Origin of the sequence: Microcystis sp. M144S2 (assembly GCF_020246065.1) — a bacterium.
Classification (GTDB): domain Bacteria; phylum Cyanobacteriota; class Cyanobacteriia; order Cyanobacteriales; family Microcystaceae; genus Microcystis; species Microcystis ichthyoblabe_A.
This window is the reverse complement of record NZ_JADBTR010000011.1, coordinates 77,012-97,528: the sequence shown is the minus strand read 5'-3', so window position 1 is coordinate 97,528 and position 20,517 is coordinate 77,012. Positions and strand designations below refer to the sequence as shown.

The 20,517-nt window shown below is 42.7% G+C and carries 22 protein-coding genes; 10 read left to right on the top strand and 12 right to left on the bottom strand.

Translation table 11 applies throughout. From position 1 onward, the window contains the following. Positions 1-87: 87 nt before the first annotated feature. Positions 88-1,089, top strand: a complete 1,002-nt coding sequence (locus tag IM462_RS01965) for a phosphoribulokinase (protein WP_287700363.1) — start codon at positions 88-90, stop codon at positions 1,087-1,089. A gap of 52 nt (positions 1,090-1,141) precedes the next feature. On the opposite strand, the gene IM462_RS01960 is transcribed toward IM462_RS01965, so the two are convergent. The 5 genes from IM462_RS01960 to IM462_RS01940 all read right to left on the bottom strand — a co-directional run bounded on the left by IM462_RS01960 (position 1,142) and on the right by IM462_RS01940 (position 6,651). Beyond that, positions 1,142-1,855, bottom strand: coding sequence for a response regulator (locus IM462_RS01960; RefSeq protein ID WP_287700362.1), 714 nt, complete (start codon positions 1,853-1,855; stop codon positions 1,142-1,144). A 903-nt stretch (positions 1,856-2,758) separates the two neighbouring features. Then, on the bottom strand, positions 2,759-3,820 hold the full coding sequence (mtnA, locus tag IM462_RS01955) for an S-methyl-5-thioribose-1-phosphate isomerase (protein ID WP_287700360.1): 1,062 nt from the start codon (positions 3,818-3,820) through the stop codon (positions 2,759-2,761). Between the two features lie 158 nt (positions 3,821-3,978). After that, positions 3,979-4,374: a helix-turn-helix domain-containing protein gene (locus IM462_RS01950; RefSeq protein ID WP_287700358.1), complete on the bottom strand. Its 396-nt coding sequence runs from the start codon at positions 4,372-4,374 to the stop codon at positions 3,979-3,981. A 298-nt stretch (positions 4,375-4,672) separates the two neighbouring features. Then, a complete protein-coding gene (locus tag IM462_RS01945) occupies positions 4,673-6,280 on the bottom strand; it encodes an MFS transporter (RefSeq protein ID WP_287700356.1) in 1,608 nt (535 codons plus the stop codon). Between the two features lie 83 nt (positions 6,281-6,363). Beyond that, positions 6,364-6,651, bottom strand: a complete 288-nt coding sequence (locus IM462_RS01940) for a YggT family protein (protein ID WP_287700355.1) — start codon at positions 6,649-6,651, stop codon at positions 6,364-6,366. 263 nt (positions 6,652-6,914) lie between these two features. On the opposite strand from IM462_RS01940, the gene fumC reads away from it, so the two are divergent. Then, positions 6,915-8,318 carry a class II fumarate hydratase gene (gene fumC / locus IM462_RS01935; protein WP_287700353.1) on the top strand — a complete coding sequence of 468 codons (1,404 nt, stop codon included), beginning with the start codon at positions 6,915-6,917 and terminating at the stop codon, positions 8,316-8,318. A gap of 120 nt (positions 8,319-8,438) precedes the next feature. Here the strand turns inward: fumC and IM462_RS01930 are convergent, their stop codons facing one another. The 5 genes from IM462_RS01930 to map form a co-directional block, all read right to left on the bottom strand. Further along, complete coding sequence (locus tag IM462_RS01930) at positions 8,439-10,766, bottom strand: WD40/YVTN/BNR-like repeat-containing protein (protein ID WP_287700351.1); 2,328 nt, start codon at positions 10,764-10,766, stop codon at positions 8,439-8,441. A gap of 134 nt (positions 10,767-10,900) precedes the next feature. Continuing rightward, positions 10,901-11,527 (bottom strand): aminoacyl-tRNA hydrolase, encoded by a 627-nt coding sequence (pth, locus tag IM462_RS01925; RefSeq protein WP_287700349.1) that lies wholly within the window; start codon positions 11,525-11,527, stop codon positions 10,901-10,903. A gap of 49 nt (positions 11,528-11,576) precedes the next feature. Beyond that, positions 11,577-11,801 carry a DUF2811 domain-containing protein gene (locus IM462_RS01920; RefSeq protein ID WP_002800048.1) on the bottom strand — a complete coding sequence of 75 codons (225 nt, stop codon included), beginning with the start codon at positions 11,799-11,801 and terminating at the stop codon, positions 11,577-11,579. A gap of 709 nt (positions 11,802-12,510) precedes the next feature. Next, complete coding sequence (locus IM462_RS01915; RefSeq protein WP_287700347.1) at positions 12,511-12,912, bottom strand: universal stress protein; 402 nt, start codon at positions 12,910-12,912, stop codon at positions 12,511-12,513. Between the two features lie 68 nt (positions 12,913-12,980). Then, on the bottom strand, positions 12,981-13,826 hold the full coding sequence (gene map, locus IM462_RS01910) for a type I methionyl aminopeptidase (RefSeq protein WP_287700346.1): 846 nt from the start codon (positions 13,824-13,826) through the stop codon (positions 12,981-12,983). A gap of 132 nt (positions 13,827-13,958) precedes the next feature. On the opposite strand from map, the gene trxA reads away from it, so the two are divergent. From trxA to IM462_RS01875, 7 genes are all read left to right on the top strand, one after another. Beyond that, positions 13,959-14,276, top strand: a complete 318-nt coding sequence (gene trxA / locus IM462_RS01905; protein WP_002739627.1) for a thioredoxin — start codon at positions 13,959-13,961, stop codon at positions 14,274-14,276. A 33-nt stretch (positions 14,277-14,309) separates the two neighbouring features. After that, positions 14,310-14,594: a DUF427 domain-containing protein gene (locus IM462_RS01900; protein ID WP_004163118.1), complete on the top strand. Its 285-nt coding sequence runs from the start codon at positions 14,310-14,312 to the stop codon at positions 14,592-14,594. Continuing rightward, complete coding sequence (coaD, locus tag IM462_RS01895; protein WP_002779868.1) at positions 14,591-15,064, top strand: pantetheine-phosphate adenylyltransferase; 474 nt, start codon at positions 14,591-14,593, stop codon at positions 15,062-15,064. Before IM462_RS01900 ends, coaD begins: the two co-directional genes overlap by 4 nt. A 36-nt stretch (positions 15,065-15,100) precedes the next feature. Beyond that, positions 15,101-15,760: an ATP synthase subunit B family protein gene (locus IM462_RS01890; protein ID WP_002765349.1), complete on the top strand. Its 660-nt coding sequence runs from the start codon at positions 15,101-15,103 to the stop codon at positions 15,758-15,760. Between the two features lie 124 nt (positions 15,761-15,884). Next, positions 15,885-16,682 (top strand): hypothetical protein, encoded by a 798-nt coding sequence (locus IM462_RS01885; RefSeq protein WP_287700345.1) that lies wholly within the window; start codon positions 15,885-15,887, stop codon positions 16,680-16,682. A 113-nt stretch (positions 16,683-16,795) separates the two neighbouring features. Beyond that, a complete protein-coding gene (gene folP, locus IM462_RS01880; RefSeq protein WP_287700344.1) occupies positions 16,796-17,638 on the top strand; it encodes a dihydropteroate synthase in 843 nt (280 codons plus the stop codon). A 48-nt stretch (positions 17,639-17,686) separates the two neighbouring features. Beyond that, positions 17,687-18,145: a cupin domain-containing protein gene (locus IM462_RS01875; RefSeq protein ID WP_287700343.1), complete on the top strand. Its 459-nt coding sequence runs from the start codon at positions 17,687-17,689 to the stop codon at positions 18,143-18,145. Between the two features lie 17 nt (positions 18,146-18,162). On the opposite strand, the gene IM462_RS01870 is transcribed toward IM462_RS01875, so the two are convergent. Both IM462_RS01870 and IM462_RS01865 read right to left on the bottom strand, forming a co-directional pair. After that, a complete protein-coding gene (locus IM462_RS01870) occupies positions 18,163-18,363 on the bottom strand; it encodes a hypothetical protein (protein WP_104397593.1) in 201 nt (66 codons plus the stop codon). 319 nt (positions 18,364-18,682) lie between these two features. Next, positions 18,683-19,555, bottom strand: a complete 873-nt coding sequence (locus IM462_RS01865; RefSeq protein WP_287700340.1) for an Rpn family recombination-promoting nuclease/putative transposase — start codon at positions 19,553-19,555, stop codon at positions 18,683-18,685. 58 nt (positions 19,556-19,613) lie between these two features. Between IM462_RS01865 and IM462_RS01860 the strand changes: the two genes are divergently transcribed. Next, positions 19,614-20,501 (top strand): S66 peptidase family protein, encoded by an 888-nt coding sequence (locus tag IM462_RS01860; RefSeq protein ID WP_287700338.1) that lies wholly within the window; start codon positions 19,614-19,616, stop codon positions 20,499-20,501. The last annotated feature ends 16 nt before the right edge of the window (positions 20,502-20,517 follow it).

Below are 20,517 nucleotides of genomic sequence, written 5' to 3'. Positions count from 1 at the left end.
TGTGGCGGCGGGGTACTGCTGGATCCAGAGTCTGGTTTAATTACATACTATAGGGTTAACAATTAGTTGTGTATTTAGAGGGAAACTATGGCCAATAAGCCAGAGCGCGTGGTTCTAATCGGTGTAGCTGGGGACTCCGGTTGTGGGAAATCTACTTTTTTACGTCGTTTGACCGATTTATTCGGGGCCGAGTTTATGACAGTGATCTGTTTAGATGACTACCATTGCCTCGATCGCAAACAGAGAAAAGAGGTGGGTGTCACCGCACTCAATCCGAAAGCGAATAACTTTGACCTAATGTATGAGCAGATTAAAGCTCTCAAGGAAGGTCAAGCCATTAATAAACCTATTTATAATCATGAAACGGGGATGATCGATCCCCCCGAAATCATCGAACCGAATAAGGTAATCGTGATCGAGGGACTGCACCCCTTATATGATGAACGAGTCCGGGCCCTATTAGATTTCAGCGTTTATCTCGATATTAGCGATGAAGTCAAAGTTAACTGGAAAATTCAACGGGATATGGCCGAGCGCGGTCACACCTATGATGATGTGATGGCGGCCATTAATTCTAGAAAACCCGATTTCAGTGCCTATATCGATCCCCAAAGACAGTACGCTGACGTGGTGATTCAAGTGCTGCCCACCAAATTACTTGAAGATCACGAAAGTAAATTACTGCGGGTCCGTTTAATCCAGAAAGAAGGGGTAGAAAACTTTGAACCCGCTTATCTGTTTGATGAAGGTTCCACCATCGATTGGCGGCCCTGTGGTCGTAAATTGACCTGCACTTATCCCGGTATTAAACTCTACTATGGTCCAGATGGCTTCTTGGGCAATGAAGTGTCGATTCTGGAACTAGATGGTCAATTCGATAACCTGGAAGAAATGATCTACATCGAAAGCCATTTGAGCAAAACTGGCACTAAATACTACGGTGAAATGACGGAATTACTGCTCAAACACAAGGATTATCCCGGTTCCACCAATGGTACGGGTTTATTCCAAGTATTGGTCGGTCTCAAAATGCGTGAAACCTACGAAAAACTAATGGCAGCCGAAGCAAAAGTGGCAGCGTCAGTCTAGTTTCTAGTTTTGACCGAACCGGCATCCTATATGGTTAGGGTGCCGGTTTTTTTTAATCTACTAATCCCGATCGCAGGGCCAGCACTGCCGCTTGAGTGCGATCATCCACAGAGAGTTTATTTAAGATATTGCGGACATGGGTTTTCACCGTGCCGATGGTGATATAGAGTCGGCTGGCAATCTGGGCATTACTACAACCCGCAACAATCAGATCGAGAATTTCTAGCTCTCGTTGCGTTAGGGGCGCATTTTCCAATAATTGACGATATTCTGGGTCAAGGCCGTGAATTGCCACTGTTTTCGACCTGGCAGCCCCACCCACGGGAACTGTTTGGCGCACTTGTTGCAGGATAATATTGGCGATCGCAGGATCGATCCAGGGATTGCCTTCCCAGGTGCAATAAATCGCCTCGATTAATTTGTCGACGCTGGTATCCTTCATACAGTAGGAATCAGCCCCAGCAGCAAAAGCCGCTAAAACCTGTTCTGGGGTTTTGTGCATGGTTAGGATCAGGATTTTCGTGGCCAAGCTGTCTTCGCCCCGATTTTGTTGGAAGCGTCGCACTAACTCGATCCCATCGATCATGGGTAAACCTATATCGATGATCGCTACATGGGGTTTGGTCTCCTCTAGCAGTTTCAGTCCCTGTAATCCACTGATCGCTTCCCCTACGACTTGAATTCCCTCCCGATGCTGGAGAGCCGCCACTAACCCCATGCGAGTTAAATCGTGATCCTCTACAACGACAACCCGCACTATATTCATATTTTTTGACGAGTTTTGCCGAATTGGACGTTGCTTTGCTAATTTTGAATTTTGGATTATTAGAGTCCCCCCCAACATTGACTTCACTCCGTTCTCCCTTTCTTGAATTCCACTTTCTTATCTTCATCCGGCAATTTCCTTTTTCCAGTTGATTTTATTTCTACTTACGAAAAGTAAGGCCTGCCAAGATACTTAAATCCCCCTCAAATCTACCTAAATCTACACTTTACCGTTCGGAGCTTGGTCTTTACCCTTCCATTATAACATCGTTTAAATCTCGATTAGGTAAAGATTTAACAGGAATAAATTTTCGAGCTGCTTGGGTTTTAAGAGAATAAAACCAAGCTCTGGTTCATTTAGTTTTTTTAGACTATCTCAACACAAATCTTTTAAGTAAACAAAAAGATCTATCTGGGGATTAACTAAGATTAATTAAGCTGAATAATAGCATTTAACTATATAGCGTTTCCTAAGCTAGTGAGGTACACCTGTTTTTCTTCCCCTTTGCCTTTTGCCTCTTGCCTTTTGCCTAAAACCCATAACTTTTGTACCTCAGCAGACTGAAAAACGCTATAGATAAGCTAAGACGCATTTAACCCGCTTATTCTTAGATTAGCCGAACCTCCCCCAATCCCTTGACTGTTGCCTTTTGCCGTTCGGCTGAGCTCACGGCCGAAGCCTCTTGCCTCGTCTCAACAAGCAATTTAAATTAGGAACAGCTTAAAAGCAAATCCTAATCATTGTCTTCCTTGATGTTATGCCCATATGCCATTTCGGTCTATTTGTCAATAGTGATCTTACCCATTTTCCCCTTGGCCGTCACCTCCAATTAGATTGAGGCGGAATTTTTCCCCACTGTGGCAATCCAGATAAAAATGGTGTCAGTGGGGAAAAAGCTCACCCCTAGTATTCCTGTAAAAAAATTAATTCAGCTGGCGTTACCGCTCCTTTTTCCGTAATGATAGCGGTGATTAAAGCGGCCGGAGTAACATCGAAGGCAGGGTTATAAAAGTTAACATTTCTAGGGCAAAGGGTAGTGGTTCCCACCTGATAAATTTCGGCACTATCGCGCTGTTCGATCGGGATACCCGTACCATCCTTAAGGGAAAAATCCACCGTCGATAGGGGGGCAGCCACATAAAAAGGCAGATTATGAGCTTTTGCCACCACTGCGAGGGAATAGGTGCCGATTTTGTTGGCCGTGTCCCCATTGGCCGCAATGCGATCGGCCCCAACGATCACCGCATCGATCAGTTTTTGCTGCATACAGTGGGCCGCCATGCTATCGGTGATCACGGTGACGGGAATTCCCTCCCGCGCACATTCCCAAGCGGTTAATTTTGCCCCTTGCAACCTTGGCCGGGTTTCGTCTGCATACACTTGTATTAATCTTCCCGCCGTCCAAGCGGAACGAATTACCCCTAAAGCAGTACCATAACTGGCCGTGGCCAGGGAACCAGTATTACAGTGGGTTAAAATTGTCAGTTTTTCCGGTTGCTCCGGCAGCGTCAATAAACCATGGCGACCGATCGCCCGACAGGTTTCCACGTCTTCTTTTTGAATATTGTGGGCAGTTTCCAGGAGATTTTTGGTAATTACTGCCACTTCTGGGCCACTTTCCCGGGCCACTTTTAGCATTCGCTCGATCGCCCAGAATAAATTCACCGCCGTGGGCCGGGTTTGCGCTAATCGATCGGCTATTCTAGTTAAATCAGCCAGAAATTCCTCTTTCTGGTTGGTTTTAATTTCCTGCGCTCCTAAAACCATACCGTATGCAGCCGCTACCCCGATCGCCGGAGCACCACGGACAATCATCGTTTCGATCGCCCGGGCCATGGCTTCACTGCTGGTGATCTCAACTTCCCCATACTCCATGGGTAAACGGGTTTGATCGATCAGCCAAACTTTGTTATCTTGCCAACGCACGGGATAGATTGAGTTATTCTCGGCATTGTTTGTGGTCATAATTAGTAATCTCCGTAATAGTTGCAAAATTTTGGTTTTTTTGAAGAGGTCTAGTCTCGTGCGCTCTAGTTACTTTAAGCGATCGAGCTTGGATTCTGGTCATAGCTAGATTCGGGTTTAATCTTATACATCCCGAATTTTATCCTTTATATTCTTGTCTAAGTTTTTGGACTCTTTCTATCTATTTTTCGGTCGGTTGTAGAGTTTTTTTTGCGGGTGATTCTCAAGCGTTCGGCTATTCTTGCCACTGTGGCCACACTTAACACTATACCGGTTCTTTCTAGGAATAGTTTCGATAGTTCGGCTAGAGTTGCGTCATTATTTTCCTCAATCAAATCACCGAGGGCGATCATCTGTTCTGGCGTAAGTTTTAAATGACGGCCACATCGATAAGTCTTCGGTCGAATATCTCCCGTTTCTCGAGATTGCTTCAAAAGCTTTTGTACGAAACTTAAGGTTACGCAGAATCTTTTCGCTAATTGTCTTTGAGAGATGGGTTCGTTATAATAACAGTCTAGGATTTTCTGACGGAACTCTACTGGATAGGGTTTCATTTTTTTTACAATTTAGCTATCGATAACATTATACTCATTGAAGACATTATGCTGCTGGGTCGATTGTACCCAGTAATCAGTAGTTCAAAAGTCAATACAAGTGCTTTAGGGTAAAGGTTTACTGATTTTTTTGGGCAGGAAGTTCGGGAATAAATAAAAATAATTTCCTGTCTCCTGACGGCGGACAATTGATGTTTAAGTACCTAAGCAAAATTAATTACACATATCTAACCACCTCTTGCCTCTTGCCTTTTGCCTTTTGCCTTTCTTCACTAGGAAATTTATTTTACACGACTACTTACTTTTCCGCTTGTCTTCTTGCTGCTAATTGGTCTAAAATTTCGGCGTGAACTTGGCGAGTAATTGGATAAAAATAAGCAAGAATTAAGCTAATGATCAGAAAAAATGCCGGTAAAGGCGCAATTGCTAGGCGAATTGCTATTAAAGCACTATCCGGCTGCAGGGGAATTGCTTCTCCTGGTATTCTTGGTTTAAAACCCGATGTTTCTAGAGCAATACCGACAAGAAATAACCCCAAAGCTAAACCAATTTTTTGTAAAAGTACCATAAAAGCATAAAAAATACCTTCTCGACGTTTTCCTGTTTCTAATTCGTCTAATTCAATCACATCAGGAACCATTGACCAAGGAATTAAATAGGCCACAGATACGCCAAATCCCGCCAAAACTGCCAAAATATACATTAAAGTTATTTCTCCTGGTTGGAGCAAAAATAAACCAATTTGGGCGATAATCCAGACAGTCATCCCTAAAAAATAGACTATCTTTTTGTCTAATTTCTGACTAACTGCTTGCCAGAAAAATAACATCACTAAAGCTGTTCCCTGTACTGCTAAAGCGACTAAACCCGATTCTGCTTCCGATAGCCTCATGTAGCTGACGACGTAGTAAACCAAAATTGAGGCGGTTAATTGTACTCCTAACCAAGCACAAAGATAGATGCCAATAACGTATAAAAAGGGACGATTACCAAAAACTATTTTTAATTGTTCTTTCAGGGGAATAGTTTCAGTATTATTATCCGCTTCTCTCTGTTTAATTGCTGCGCTATCCTTGAGATGATTTTCAGTTTTACCATAGTAAATAGTTAAACCAGAAACTATCCCTTGTATTCCTAATAAAATTGTGGAAATAGCGATAAAGTCTCTGGGATTTCCCCCAATTTTTCCTACTCCATAGACCAAGGAAAGCGCACCAATAACTATAAAAGCAATTGCCAAAACTTTTTTCTGAGCGGGATTGAGAATCGCTTTTGCTCCTCGTTCTTGTAAAACTAAAGCGCACCAAATAACTGCTATAATTGAGATTAAAGCACAAACTACACCTAACAATAAAAAAGCTTTATGGAGATCATTGGCATAGGAGGATGAGACGAGAATATAGAGAATTAATGAGAGAATGCTACCCCCGATCGAAAAGGCAAAACGAAAACTATTTAAGCGGGTTCTCTCATTATAATCATAAGTTAATTCAGGGGTGAGCGCCTGGTAGGGAAGATTGACTACCGTGTAGGTTAAATTAAAAATAATGCCGATAAAAATATAATATAAAAATAACCATAATTGGTTATTGGTCGGGATTAACCACAGTAAAAAATAGCTAATTCCGAAGGGAATCGACCCCAATAACATCCATGGTAAGCGACGACCCCAGATAGTACGAGTTTGATCGCTCCACATACCAATGATCGGATCGTTAATAGCGTCGAAAATTCTCACCACCATCAGCACACTACCGGCTAATCCTGCCGATAATCCTGCCACATCAGTGAGGAAAAATAGCAGGTAAAATACTGAGATATTGGCAGTGATAGCTGGTCCTAAATCGCCAGCACCATAGGCGATTTTTGTGGTTAAATTGAGTTTTTCATAACTTAAATGAGCCATAAACGCAATTACAGAGATTAAAATAAGCTTAACTGTTCTGGGGGCATTGTCAACCTTTTTCACCCAATATCCAAGAGGTCTAATTATTTTAAGGCCATGGTAATTAAACCCTGTTGACCGAGAAGAATTTCCCGCAGCAGCGTACAAATTCCCACCCAAATAATCGGAGAAATGTCAACTCCTCCCAAGGGGGGTATGAGTTTACGCACGGGGATTAAAAAAGGTTCTGTTGGCCAAGCAATAATATTAAAGGGAAAGCTATTTAAATCTACCTGTGGATTCCAAGTCAGCACGATCCGTAAGATAAACAAAAGGGTCATCAACCCTAAGATAATTCCCAATGTCCAAATTAATGCGATCGCTGTGTCCATAGTCTCCAATCCCGTCTTTTTTACCGATTATTTTCCCTACAATATAACAGTTTTTGTCTCATAATCGCCCCAGCACCCTGCCAGTTATTCTTGTCAACCTCCCAGGTAAAAATGCCGCCAATAAAAAGTCCCCATAGGGCTTGACAAATCAGCCAGACTTGACTTATACTTTTCTTATAATGGGAATCCGTGCCGACTTGGAGACCCTCTCTTTTCAGTCCAGATAACGACCATCTTTTGCTGACCTCAGAAGTAACTTAAAGATGACAGAATTTCGCATCGAGAAAGACAGCATGGGAGAAATTCCCGTACCTACCGATAAACTTTGGGGAGCGCAGACCCAAAGATCCCTACAATACTTTAGTATCGGTGATAATCTCATGCCCCGGGAGATGATCGGGTCCTATGCCATTCTCAAAAAAGCCTGTGCGATTGTCAATCAGCAAAAAAATCGTCTCAGTCAGGAGAGAAAAAACCTTATCTGTCAAGTCTGCGATGAAATTTTAGCCGGACAACACGCAGATAACTTTCCCCTCTACGTTTGGATGACGGGAAGTGGCACTCAGTTTAACATGAACATCAACGAAGTCATCTCCAATCGTTGTAGTCAACTGACGGGGAATCCTCTGGGGAGCAAAACCCCCGTGGATCCTAACGATCATGTTAATATGTCCCAATCGACTAATGATTCCTTTCCCTCGGCCATGTATATTGCCGTTGCCTTGGCAGTCAAGGAAAAATTAATTCCCAGTCTGCAACTATTACGGAATAGTCTCGATGAAAAGGCGCAATTATGGGCAAATATAGTTAAAATTGGTCGCACTCACCTACAGGATGCCACCCCTTTAACCCTCGGACAAGAATTCTCCGGTTATGTGGGTTTATTGGATGATGGCAGCGATTGGCTAGAAAAATGTCTAGAAAAAGTCTATCGTTTATCCTTGGGAGGAACTGCCGTCGGTACGGGAATTAATGCTCCCCCAGATTTTGATCGAGATGTGGCTGCCGAAATCGCTAATCTGACCAAATTACCCTTTATTACGGCTCCTAATAAGTTTACCGTGCAAGGTTCCCACGATGCTCTGGTTTTCTTGAGCGGGGGACTGAAAACTATCGCTAGTTCCCTCTATAAAATTGCTAATGATATCCGTTTACTTAGCTGTGGTCCCCGTTGTGGAATCGGAGAATTACAGCTGCCGGAAAATGAACCGGGTTCTTCAATTATGCCGGGGAAAGTTAATCCCACCCAATGCGAAGCTTTATCGATGATAGCAGTGCAGGTGATGGCTAATGATTTAGCGGTGACGATGGGAGGCGCCGGAGGACATCTGGAAATGAATGTCTATAAACCGCTGTTGATTCATAATCTCATGCAGTCTATCCGGCTGCTCACTGATGGTTGCAGTAATTTCTGTCAGTTTTTGGTTAAGGGGATGACTGCTAATCAAAAACAAATTGAGACTTTTTTAAATCAATCCTTGATGCTGGTGACTGCCTTAAGTCCCGTGATTGGCTACCAAAAGGCTGCCTACGTCGCTCATTATGCCCTAGAAAAGGATTTAACTCTGAAAGTGGCAGCCTTGCAACTAGGATACATCGAGGAAGCGGATTTTGATCGCATTGTTGACCCCGCTAAGATGGTCAATCCCTACGTTGCCGATGGTTAATTCTCTGAAGGGATAACTGCCACAAAAATCAGAGGTCGCAGGAAGGCACAGATTCCCACTATACATATAAGTATATGGCAAGCGGCGGGATTTGTCAAGCCCCGCCGGTCAAAATTTCCGCTAAACTTGGCTAATGATAGCGAAGAAAACAAAGAGAAAAACCATAAATGCCCCTGCCATGCGGAAGAAGGATTTAGGAAGATTAATAACTTTCTCCAGTTTCAAGAAACCCACCAGAAAATAAGCGGCGATTGCCAGGAGAATCGGGATAACTAAGCGCAAGATTGTGCCAAGGGGACCAGAGAAAAATTCACCGATTTTATAGCGGGGTGTATTTTCTTCCGCGTGAGGAGGAATAGTTACACTTGTCCAAGTTTCTCCCCCATCGGTGGAACGAAAAACTGTAGTTTTAGCGCCACCAAAACCGAATAAAGTTCGATCTTGAGCGTAATTAGGAGAAAACTGGACGGAAATACCAGAAGAAGGGATACTATGAATTTTCACTAGAGGTATTTTAGGATCACCAATTGATTTAAAAGTTTCTCCTCCATCGGTAGATTTAAACAAACCATCTCCCTGTAAACTAACTATTACCGTGCGATCATTGGCATAATCAGGAGAGATAGCAATGGTTTCTACTGATGCCTGAGGATTAAACCCCGGTTTCTCTAATTTTGTCCAACTTTTAGCCCCATCTTTGGTGACAAACAAACCAGAAATTGTCCCAGCAAAAATAGTTCCATCACTGGGATAATTGGGAGACATTGCCAACTGCACATTAGAGGTTTTTGATAGGGGTGTTCCTTGGCTGACATTTTTCCAAGTTAGTCCACCATCAACACTTTGATAAATACCCTCTTTTCCCGTGACAAACAAAGTTTTATCCTTAGCAAAATCAGGGGAAGCTACCATGGCAGGGGCATAATTACCGGAAATTCTGCCCACTTCACTGATATTTTTAACCGTATTTCCTCCATCAGTAGAACGAAATATTCTACCCTGCTGATTGGTGAGAAAAAGAGTTTTATCCTTGGCAAAATCTGGGGAAGGAACTATCCTCGGACCGCGGACTTTCTGATCGATTTCGATAATTTTCCAGAAATCACCACTGTTATCGGATTTGGCAAATTTATTGCGTAAAAACCCCGCAAAAATAGTTCTATCTTCTCCATAGTTAGGAGAAAAGGCAATGTCAAAGAAACGCCGGGGATCTTGTCCTGATTCTTCGGGATCTTTACCAAGTCGATAAACCTCTAAACCGCGATTAATTGGAGTCCAAGTTTCCCCTTTATCCCGACTGATGAAGATATTGCCTACATAATTAGCCATGACGACAGTGGCATCCTGGGCATAATTAGGAGAAACCGCCATGGCGATAACTGTTGCCCGGGCTAACGTTTCTATTTCCTGCCATTGTTTGCCGCTATCTGTGGTTTTAAATAAGCCATTAAATCCCCCTAAAAACATCGTATCTTGAACTATTTTTAAATCCATAAAATGGGGAACCTTATAATCATCAGCCTGTTTATCTTTGGTTAAACCCTCGCTCATTTTTGTCCAACTTTTGCCCCCATCTTGAGAAACATACATTCCGTCATACCAAGTGATGGCATAAAGGCTTGAATTTTGGGCATACTGGGGAGAAATAACGATGTCTTCGATGATTTTATCCTTAATTCCTTCGTTAACAGCTTGGAAGGTTTTACCATCATCAACGGTTTTAAAAATACCTGCTTCTTTTGTGCCGACAAAAAAGGTTTTATCCCTGTCTAAATTAGGAGAAAAAGCAATTGTATCTACTGCCCCCATATTAGCAGGTAAGGGGAGATTCTGCCAAGTTTTTCCCCCATCGGAGGAACTGTATAATTTACCCTGTTCATCCCCGAAAAAAATGCGATCAGGATTGCTGGGAGTAATAGCTAGAGAGGTTATCAGTGCCGTGGTGGGGAAAATATTTGACCAATTTTTACCACCATCTTCGGTTAAATAAACTCCTTTTTCTAATCCCACTGCTGCTGCTATATTGGGATCGGAAGGGGCAATTTCTACGAAGTTAATAAAGTTAGTTTCTAAACCCTGATTAACTTTCTGCCAAGATTCCCCCGCATCTTCACTTTTATAAATACCATTGGACTTTGAAGCTAAATAGAGAATATTTTTATTGAGGGGAGATAGGGATAGGGAACTTAATTCCCCCGTATAATCTAAACCTTGAATTAATCTTGTCCAGTTGCTGCCTCCATCCCTAGACTTATAAAAGTTATTTCGCACTAATATATATACCGTATTATCTGTCTGGAAATCGGGAGAAACTTCCAATTGACTAATCACATCATGGGGACGATGGGCAAAAGCGGGATTACCCCAAAGACAAAAAACTGTAGCGATTATCAATAAAATGAGATTAAACTTGTGGGCGCATCTCAGCAAACTTTGGCGATTAATCATAGTTAAACTGCTAATATCGAGGATAAAAATTGACCTAATCTAGCAAAGGGCGATCAAAATTTGACCAAGGGTTCTGTAAGAGTATAGACGAAAATGGCGATTATAACCATTACTAAAATCGGGCTTATTTGCTATCAGCATAGATCAGAACCAATCTCTACACTTTGATTATTGTAGAGACTCATTGCCTTTTGTAACCCTTGTTTGAGACCAAGTTCGATCGCTTTTCTGGACAAGTCTAACACTTTCAAGATCACTTGGTTTTCTTGGGGGGTGAATCGGCCTAAAACGTGGGAAATTGTCGCTTTTTCGGTTGATTTACCGATTCCTATGCGTAAACGAGCGAAGTTTTCCGTGCCAACGTGGGCAATCATTGATTTAATACCGTTGTGTCCGCCAGCCGATCCCGATAGACGGATTCTCAACCGGCCTAGGGGCAGATCCATATCATCGTAAATGACTAAAATCGACTCTGGGGCTAGTTTATACCAGTCCAGAACCGATCGCACCGATTGCCCAGATCGATTCATATAGGTTTGGGGTTTCAAGAGACGAATTTTGCCCGGGAGAGAACCGTCACCCTCGGCAATAAAACCTTGAAATCGCTTGTTTTCCTGCCAAGATAGCCCCCAATCCTGTGCTAATGAGTCCACAGCTTCAAAACCGATATTATGACGGGTGCGATCATATTTGGGTTCGGGATTGCCCAAACCGATAATTAGTTGAGGAATGATTAAATTAGGGGTTTTATCGGAATTCATAGGGAGAAATCGGGCTTTTAACCATGACCCGACTCTTATTATCCCCGAATTAGCACTCCGAGCGCTGGAACAAAGTTTCTAGATAAACCTTGGCACAGCTATTTTGCTCCTCAAAATTCATCCTTTCGGAGGATTGACAATTAAGTAGAAAAAATGATAAAGCCGCCGTAAACACACCATCTTGATCCCAACCGGGGTGGGTTTCTAGATATTGTTGTAGGGATTGGTGGAGGATTTCGGGGATTTCTGCCAAGATACTGACTGATGTATTCATATCGTTTACCTCTGAATCTGAAGTGGGGAAATCCCTGACTGGTGCAGTGGACAGTAAGGACTATTGTGAGCCAAGTTGGGGGGAGTTGCAATATTACCAGATGTAAAGGAATGCTTTAGAAAAACTTAATATTTACGATCAAATAAGGGTTAGAGCTAGATTTTATTTACTCAACTTAACAGTAACTCAGTATCTATCGATGGGAATTTTGACAATCAAGATTAATTTTTTCTCGAAGCAAGTGCCGATTCTATCGCTGTTGCCTGTGGAAAAGTCTGGGTAAACTGTGGAAAACGTGGGATTGAGTGGGGAAATACTGGGGAATGTATGGGGGAAAACATTGGGGAAAAATAAGATTTGCAAATTTTAGTCAGCAGTGCTGCTCAAGACTACTTAGGGTTTGCGGCAAAAAGTTTTTCGTGGGTGCAGGGTGTGGGGTGTGGGGTGTAGGCTTCGGCCGTGAGCTCAGCGTTCGACCGAGCTCACGCCGAGGTCCGAACGGGTGTAGGGTTTTACCGATTTTGAGGTAGTCAGTTACCTAATTTTCAGGGAAAAAGTCCAGGAATTTTACCCCCGATCACTCCAATGGTCAGCACTTTTTGAGGTCAAAAAAGTCTAAAAGCCTTATCTAACAAGGTTTTTAGATTTATTCAGCCAACCCTACTTAGGCGCTCTTGCCAGAGTACCTTTTCTAGCTGAATGCTGGCTGCTATGCTTTCACCACCAATACTGAACAGGTAGCTTCTGCCACCACGAGACTACTAACAGAATCTTCGATCACCCGTTGAACTCCCGTTAATCCCCGGCTGCCGATCACGATCAGATCAGCATGATAGATATTAGCTAAACGAATAATTTCCTCCGCTGGATCGCCAAAGATGACCTCGATTTCACTAGGGGTAGCAATCTGGGATTGATAGCAGCGCAATTGATCTTCAATGATCTCACGGGAGGGGTGAGGGCGATCCACTGCCGATTCATCTCCCTTCTTACCAAGAATATGGGTGATGATGATGGAAGAATTTGCCGTTAGAGAGAGGGAATTCAAAGCATGAAGGACTCGATGGGATGATTCCCCACAATCTAAGGCAACAACGATATTTTTAAACATTTTGACTAAATCCTGCCACTAAATAAATTTTCAATTAAGATTCCGGAGCAAAAAATCTATAGACAATTTTATAGGTTATTGCGATCAGTTAAGATTTCGTAACCTGTGGCGGTTACTAAGACGGTATGCTCAAATTGAGCGGAGAGAGCATTATCCATCGTCACCACCGTCCAACGATCGCGCAAAGTTCTGGTATGTTTGGATCCCGCGTTGACAATTGGTTCAATTGCCAGAGTCATCCCGGCGCGGAGTTTGACATTGGGTAACTGATTAGTGCGAAAATTAAACACCGAGGGTTCTTCGTGGAGATTTCTGCCGACTCCATGGCCGGTAAAATCTTCTACCACTTGGAAACCGTTAGCTTGAACGTGATCTTCGATCGCTCCTGCAATATCGAGCAGATAATTGCCAGCTTTTACCTGATTTATGCCTTTATATAAAGCTTCTTCCGCTACGCGGATTAATTTTTCGGCTTTGGGAGAGACGGAACCGATCGCGATCGTGATACAGGAATCCCCATGATAACCTTGGTAGTAGGTCCCCGTATCTACCTTTAACACAGAACCGGCTTTGAGGCGTTTTTTCGGGCTAGGGATACCGTGAACGACTTCGTTATCGACGGAGGCACAAATCGAGGCAGGAAAGCCATAATAACCTTTAAAACTGGGAGTAGCACCCATTGCGCGGATACGTTTTTCCGCATGAGCATCCAAATCCGCCGTCGTCATCCCGGGTTGAGCGATCTGGGCAATTTCTTTGAGGACTGTAGCGGCAATTTTACCCGCTTGTCGCATAATCACGATTTCTGCGGCGGATTTGGTTTCGATTCCCCGGCGGCTTTTCTGTACTCGCGGTGAACCTACTTGCTCTGGGGTTTTAGTTTCGGGAAAAAGCAGCTTGGTTAGGATGTTCATGGAGATTTGGCTGTCGAGTCTTTACCTAACTTAGCATTTTCCCGGCGATCGATGACCACTCTGGAGAAATCAAGGGACATCTAGAAAAGCTATAGTAGGAAAAAGGCTATTTTTCCGGCGAGGTGACAATTTATGGCAGTCAAAAAAGAGTTTTCCAGTTTTGAGGAACTGTTGCAAACCACTAATCTTCCCGTGTTAGTGGATTTCTATGCCACTTGGTGCGGTCCTTGTCAAATGATGGCTCCGATTCTAGAACAAACGGGAATGTATTTCAAAAATCGCCTACAAATTGTCAAAATTGATACAGACAAATATCCTAATTTAGCTACTAAGTACGGTATTCAAGCTTTACCGACTTTAGTAGTCTTTAAAAATGGTCAACCGATCGATCGAATCGAGGGAGTGGTGCAGGTTAACCAACTGGTTCAACATTTACAAACTCTGTTGTAAGATAATTTTGAACCAGAACTAGGAGTTAGTGTCATGGCAAAGGCGATTTGGAATGGTGCAGTGGTAGCGGAAAGCGATAACTGTGAAATTGTCGAGGGAAACTACTATTTTCCCCCCGATACCATCAAAGCTGAATATTTTCAATCCAGTAACACCCATACCATTTGTTCTTGGAAGGGAGAGGCTAGTTACTATACTCTCAGGGTAAATGGACAAGACAATAAAGATGCCGCTTGGTATTATCCCGATCCTAAGCCAAAAGCCCAAAATATTAAAGGATATATCGCTTTTTGGCGAGGTGTGCAGGTTGAGAAATGATCGCCATCTACCCCGGCAGCTTCGATCCAGTTACACTCGGTCATTTAGATATTATCGAACGCAGTGTCCCACTATTCGAGCGAGTAATCGTGGCAGTTCTCTGCAATCCCCATAAAAACCCCTTATTTAGCGTCGAAAAACGCATAGAACAGATCAGCTACTGTACAAAACACCTGAAAAACGTTGAGATAGACAGTTTTTCAGGATTAACGGTTGAATATGCCAGATTAAAAGGTGCTAAGGTACTTTTGCGGGGGTTGCGAGTCCTCTCAGACTTTGAAAAAGAACTGCAAATGGCACACACCAATAAAACTCTCTGGGAAGGAATCGAAACGGTTTTTTTGGCCACCACTAAAGAATATAGTTTTTTAAGTAGTAGCGTGGTTAAAGAAATCGCTCAATTCGGTGGCTCTGTCACCCATCTAGTCCCGGAAAACGTTTCTAGGGATATTTACTCATACTACAGTTAACATACTAAAATACAGTAATGAGGACGATCTGAACCTATGGCGCGCCGAGAACCTAATGATCCCAGAAAAGCAGTACCTAACACTTCTAATAGTGGGGTTCCCAGTCCACCCGTCGATTTCGATATCTATCAGGATTTGGCGCGTCTGCAAGAGATGATTTTTGATAGTTTCCATATCCCCCTCACCCGTTGGACAATGATCGATGAGGGACAGATATCCGAACAAATCGATCTTATCTATGAAACCGTGCCACCAGCAGTACAGAAAGCTTTAGCAATTTTGCAGGAAGAACAGGAAATTATCACTAAAGCGGAGGAATACGCTCAACAAGTGCTTCGTTCCGCTCAACAAAGAGCCGCCCAAATTCTCGACGAGTCTGGTATTATTCAACAAGCAGAACGGCAAGCGGCCCAAATTCGTCAACGGGTTCAGCAGGAGTGTGAATCCTTGCAACAACAAACCCTCGATGAAATCGAACAGATGCGTCACAGCACCTTGCAGGAAGTGCAACAGTTACGACAAAAAACCCAAGCTGAATGTCATGAAATTCAAAAAGGCGCTGACGACTATGCTGAAGCGGTTTTAGAACATCTCGATCGAGAATTAGGGGAAATGTTACAAGTTATTCGCAACGGTCGTCAACAGGTAAGATCGAAACCAACATCGTCAAAAAATCTACCCGGAGAACGTCCTTAATCAGTTATCAGTTATCAGTTATCAGTTATCAGATGTAAGTTTTAAGTTAATTAGTTAGTTATCTTTATCCCTGATTACTGTTTACTATTTACCGATCACTACTGATAAATGATAACGGAATTTCATGAATAACTCCTCCTCGAATTCCCATCTATTCGGACGCTTTCTTAGCGGGTTATTCAGCTGGAAAATTTGGTTATTTGCCCAGATATTTCAAGGTAGTAAAAGCTTTTATCGATTCCTGTATCATTATTTATATCGTCGTCCTAAAATTGATCGCATTCTCGGTAGTGATGTCATCTATATTCCCGATAAAAAACTTTATAGTATTCCCCTTGATGTCCTGAAAATGGAGCAGCAAATGGTTAATAGTGATCGCCAACAATTGACTTCTGTTACCACTTGGAAAGTTAAAACAATTCATCCCACCATCACTGAAACCGAGATACAATTCCACGATATTACCGTCGATTTACAACAGGTACACCTGATTAAATCAGACTTTAATAACTACGATTATACTAACACTCGCCGCTTGGCTCCTCTGGTGAAAACCTTGCTTTTTGAAATTAACCCCAAAATTGCCAGTTTAGTAGAAAAGAAAAATCAATTACATAGACTGCGAAATCTGGCCGCATCTTCCGAAATTTTTCATTCACAAACTCCATTATATGATCGAGCAATTAATCAAGTCCAGCTAATTATCGATCAAGCGGAAACTTTGAGACAAGAATGTTTAAAGTTTATCCGAGAAACTCTGATCGAACGGGAATTAGTGCAATCCGATATCGATACCAATCTCGTTGATTTGCCCCTCGATTTTGCCAGTCAATATCAACTAATTCAAGAAAAATTTCAACTCTGGAAAGAAGAAGTACAAGCTTATTTTGAATTAAAAGATTCTTCTCTACCTAAAAATTAACTATCACCGTTAGTAATCAGTTATCAGTTATCAGTTATCAGGAGATTATTTTGATTTATTCTCCCCACTTCATAATTCATAATTCATCTACTTTTTCAGCAGGATTTAGTATTATGTCTAATTTAACGGTAATTCGTGAACATATTTTTGCTTGGGGAAAACGCACCTATATCATGGGTGTTTTGAACGTTACTCCCGATAGTTTTAGTGATGGGGGAGAATTTGACAATGTTGAAAATGCCCTGCTACAGGCGATGAAAATGATCGAGGCTGGGGCTGATATAATCGATATCGGTGGTCAATCCACCCGTCCAGGAGCGCAAGAAATTAGCCTAGAAGCAGAATTATCGCGAGTTATCCCCGTAATCACCGCTATTCGACAACAAAGTTCTATTCCTATCTCTCTCGATACCACTAGGGCGATCGTGGCAGCCCAAGGTATCGCCGCCGGGGCCGATTTGATCAATGATATTTCTGGGGGAACCTTCGATCGCCTATTATTGCCTACGGTGGCTAAATTGGCTGTTCCCATCATCCTCATGCACCTGCGGGGCAATCCGCAAACGATGCAATCCTTAACACATTATGATGATTTAGTCAAGGAAATTAAAGAATTTTTACAGAATCGCGTTAAGGAAGCTTTACAGTGGGGTATTGCTAGGGAAAATATTATCATCGATCCGGGGATTGGTTTCGCCAAAACTGGACGACAAAATCTTGAGTTATTGCGAGAATTAGGGCAATTTCGGGATTTAGGTTTACCTATTTTAATTGGATTGTCGAGAAAACGCTTTATCGGCGAGATTACAGGCAAAGATGACCCAAAAGAACGAGTTTTCGGAACGGCGGCGGCCTGTGCCATAGCGATCGCTAAGGGGTCCGATATCCTGCGCGTCCATGATGTGGCCGCGATCGTAGATGTGAGTAAAGTGGTGGACGCAATCGAGCGAAGTTGAAAATTTTTGCTAGTCTTAGAATCATCCACAGTTCGATCGAAATTAGCGATGAATAGCCAACTAACCAGCGATCATTGTATGTTACCCGTGATTCGATCTCCCCGGGATTATAAAGTTTTTCGCATTAGCGCTGGGGATACGAATCGTTTAGCGATCGTCTTCGATTCTACCGTAGCGGGGGATTCCTTGACCGTCTGTGTGGAAATTTTCGATCCCCACGGTTGCACCCCTACCCATCGTCATCATTTTGCCGTAGAAATGTTTTTTATCCTCAAAGGGGAGGGAATGGCTATCTGTGATGGTAAACCGATTCCCCTCGGTCCAGGGGATAGTTTATTAGTTCGTCCCACGGGTATTCACGAGATTAGAAATGTGGGGGACGGAAGACTTTATGCACTATGTTTTATGGTTCCCAATGAGGATTTTTCGGAATTAATTCGCAATGGTATCCCAGAGGAGTTAGACGCAGAAGATTTAGAGGTGTTGATGGGAACTATTAAAGGATAATCAAGCCATATTATCCCTTAAATTTTGGTATTTTTTTTCAGGAAAAGAGCGATAAAAAAGGTAAAGGTTCCTCCCAGAAGTCCGAAGATTAGCCAATTTAATCTGGGATAGCCTTTATTGATAGCGATGACTGTAGCAATGCCACCGATGAGACAATGCCAGAAAAAAAGCAACAAGAATAAATCCAAACTCGGGGAAATATCACCAATTAGTTTCATATTTTATCAGTAGAGCGATCGAGTTAATTTTTTAGATAGCAAATCTCGAGAATTTTTCCAATGACCGAATCCCTTAGCCTGTGTTATGTTTACTCACATCGATTAAGTATTTCTCTTATTTTTTTGTCCAAGGCCATTTTGTTCCCATCTCGGTTAAAGCTGAAAAAACTAGATAGAGAATGAGAAAAGCAACACAAAAGAAGAAAGTCAATAAGTCGTTATTCATCGAGTTATCCCTGATAGCTTAAAGGTCACTGATTCACTACTATCCATTCTACTTAGCAATTACTGCTTTTCTAGATTGTTGAAACAGGTTTGATTATTGTTGCTGTTGTGCCAAATAGTTAAGCACTGTTTCCAGATTCAAGTCTAAGCGTTCTGAGATTTGTTGTGGGGTTAAACCGAGGTCTTGCAGTAGAGGAATTGTTTTCAATTTTTGCAAGTTTATTCCCCGTTCAATTCCCTGTTCAATTCCCTGTTCAATTCCCTGTTCAATTCCCTGTTCAATTCCCTGTTCAATTCCCTGTTCAATACCATCTCCAAAAGCTTCTTGATAGAAACGAGTTTGTTTTAGGTCTTGTAGTTCCAACATAGCTTCAATTTCCTCTCGACTTTTTTGGGGTAATTTATAAATGATTATCGTTTCGATTAAATCAATGACATTTTTCTGTACTAAGCGATCGCTCACTTCTCTTTGAGCCTGTTTAATTAGAATCTTAGCAGAATTGACAGCTTGACTCTCACTTTCCGTGACCAATTTGATCATGGCGATCGCTAAAGAAGGAGTCTCGTCATTTGGCAATTCATCCAGATAGATTCGTTTAATCCTAGCCAAGGATAACAAATCTGCAAATTGCTGGGGATGTTCTCGCTCAATTTCTCGACTAGGATAAATAACAACTATCTGCCAGGGTGACAAAGGTTTATACTGTCTAAGATACAAGAAAAGTTCCGAAAATAATCGATAATATAGGTCTTCATCCTTTTGAAACTGCACTTCTACCAGATAAAAGGGCAAATTTTCCAGATTATCGAGCGGCAAAAATAAACCATCCAATCGAAAAGCTAGTTGTTTAACTTCTTGGGAAGTAAATCGATAATTGCTAACGATAGCATCGGGTCGTTCGATTAATTCAAAGAACGAATCGGGAAAATCGAGAAACATTCGATAGAATATGCTGTCAGTTTTCATGCTGTCACAAAATTACCTGTAATTTCCGCTTAATCCGCCAACAAAAGAGAATTAACCTATGATCATCCCATCGTTTCTGCAACCCGGTGCTAAAGTTTCTCTGGTGGCCACCAGTGGTGCCGTCAAGGAATTAGCCGCCCTCGAAAAAAGCGTAGAAATCTGGCGATCGAGGGGTTATCAAGTGGAATTTAGCGAGAATTGGGGCAATCGTCTCGGTTATCTCGCCGGTAGCGACGAGCAACGTCGTCAAGCTTTAGCCCAGGCATGGCAAGATCCCGATTGTCAAGCAATTCTCTGCGCTAGGGGGGGTTACGGTAGCGCTCGCCTCTTAGAAAATTGGACATGGGCAAAAACTAACCCGAAATGGTTAATCGGTTTTTCCGACGTGACGGGGATTTTATGGAGTTTAGCGAAACAGGGCATCTGTAGCGTTCACGGTCCAGTTTTAACCACCTTAGCCCAAGAAAGTCCCCAATCAATTGATCGCCTCTTTTCTCTCCTAGAAGGTCGTCCTTTAGCCCCTCTTATCGGTCAAGGTTGGGGTGGGGGCAAAGTGCGGGGACGCTTATTACCAGCTAATTTAACCGTAGCCACCCACCTCCTCGGAACCTCGGTTCAACCCACCCTAGAGGGGGTAATTTTAGCCCTAGAGGACGTAACCGAGGCCCCCTACCGGATCGATCGAATGTTAACTCAGTGGCGAATGCTGGGCATTTTCTCCCAAATTAAAGGCATTGCCCTCGGTCGTTTTAGCCGTTGTCTGGCAGCTCCCGGCAGTGATAGTCAAACCGTAGAGGAAGTCTTAAAAGAGCGTTTGGGCGATTTAGGCATTGCGGTTATTGCTGAGTTACCCTTCGGTCATGATGGCGATAATGCCGCTTTACCGGTGGGAACAATGGTAGAACTGGACGGGGATCGGGGAATCTTAGAATTTTTCTATCCCTAATGATCCACTTTTTTGA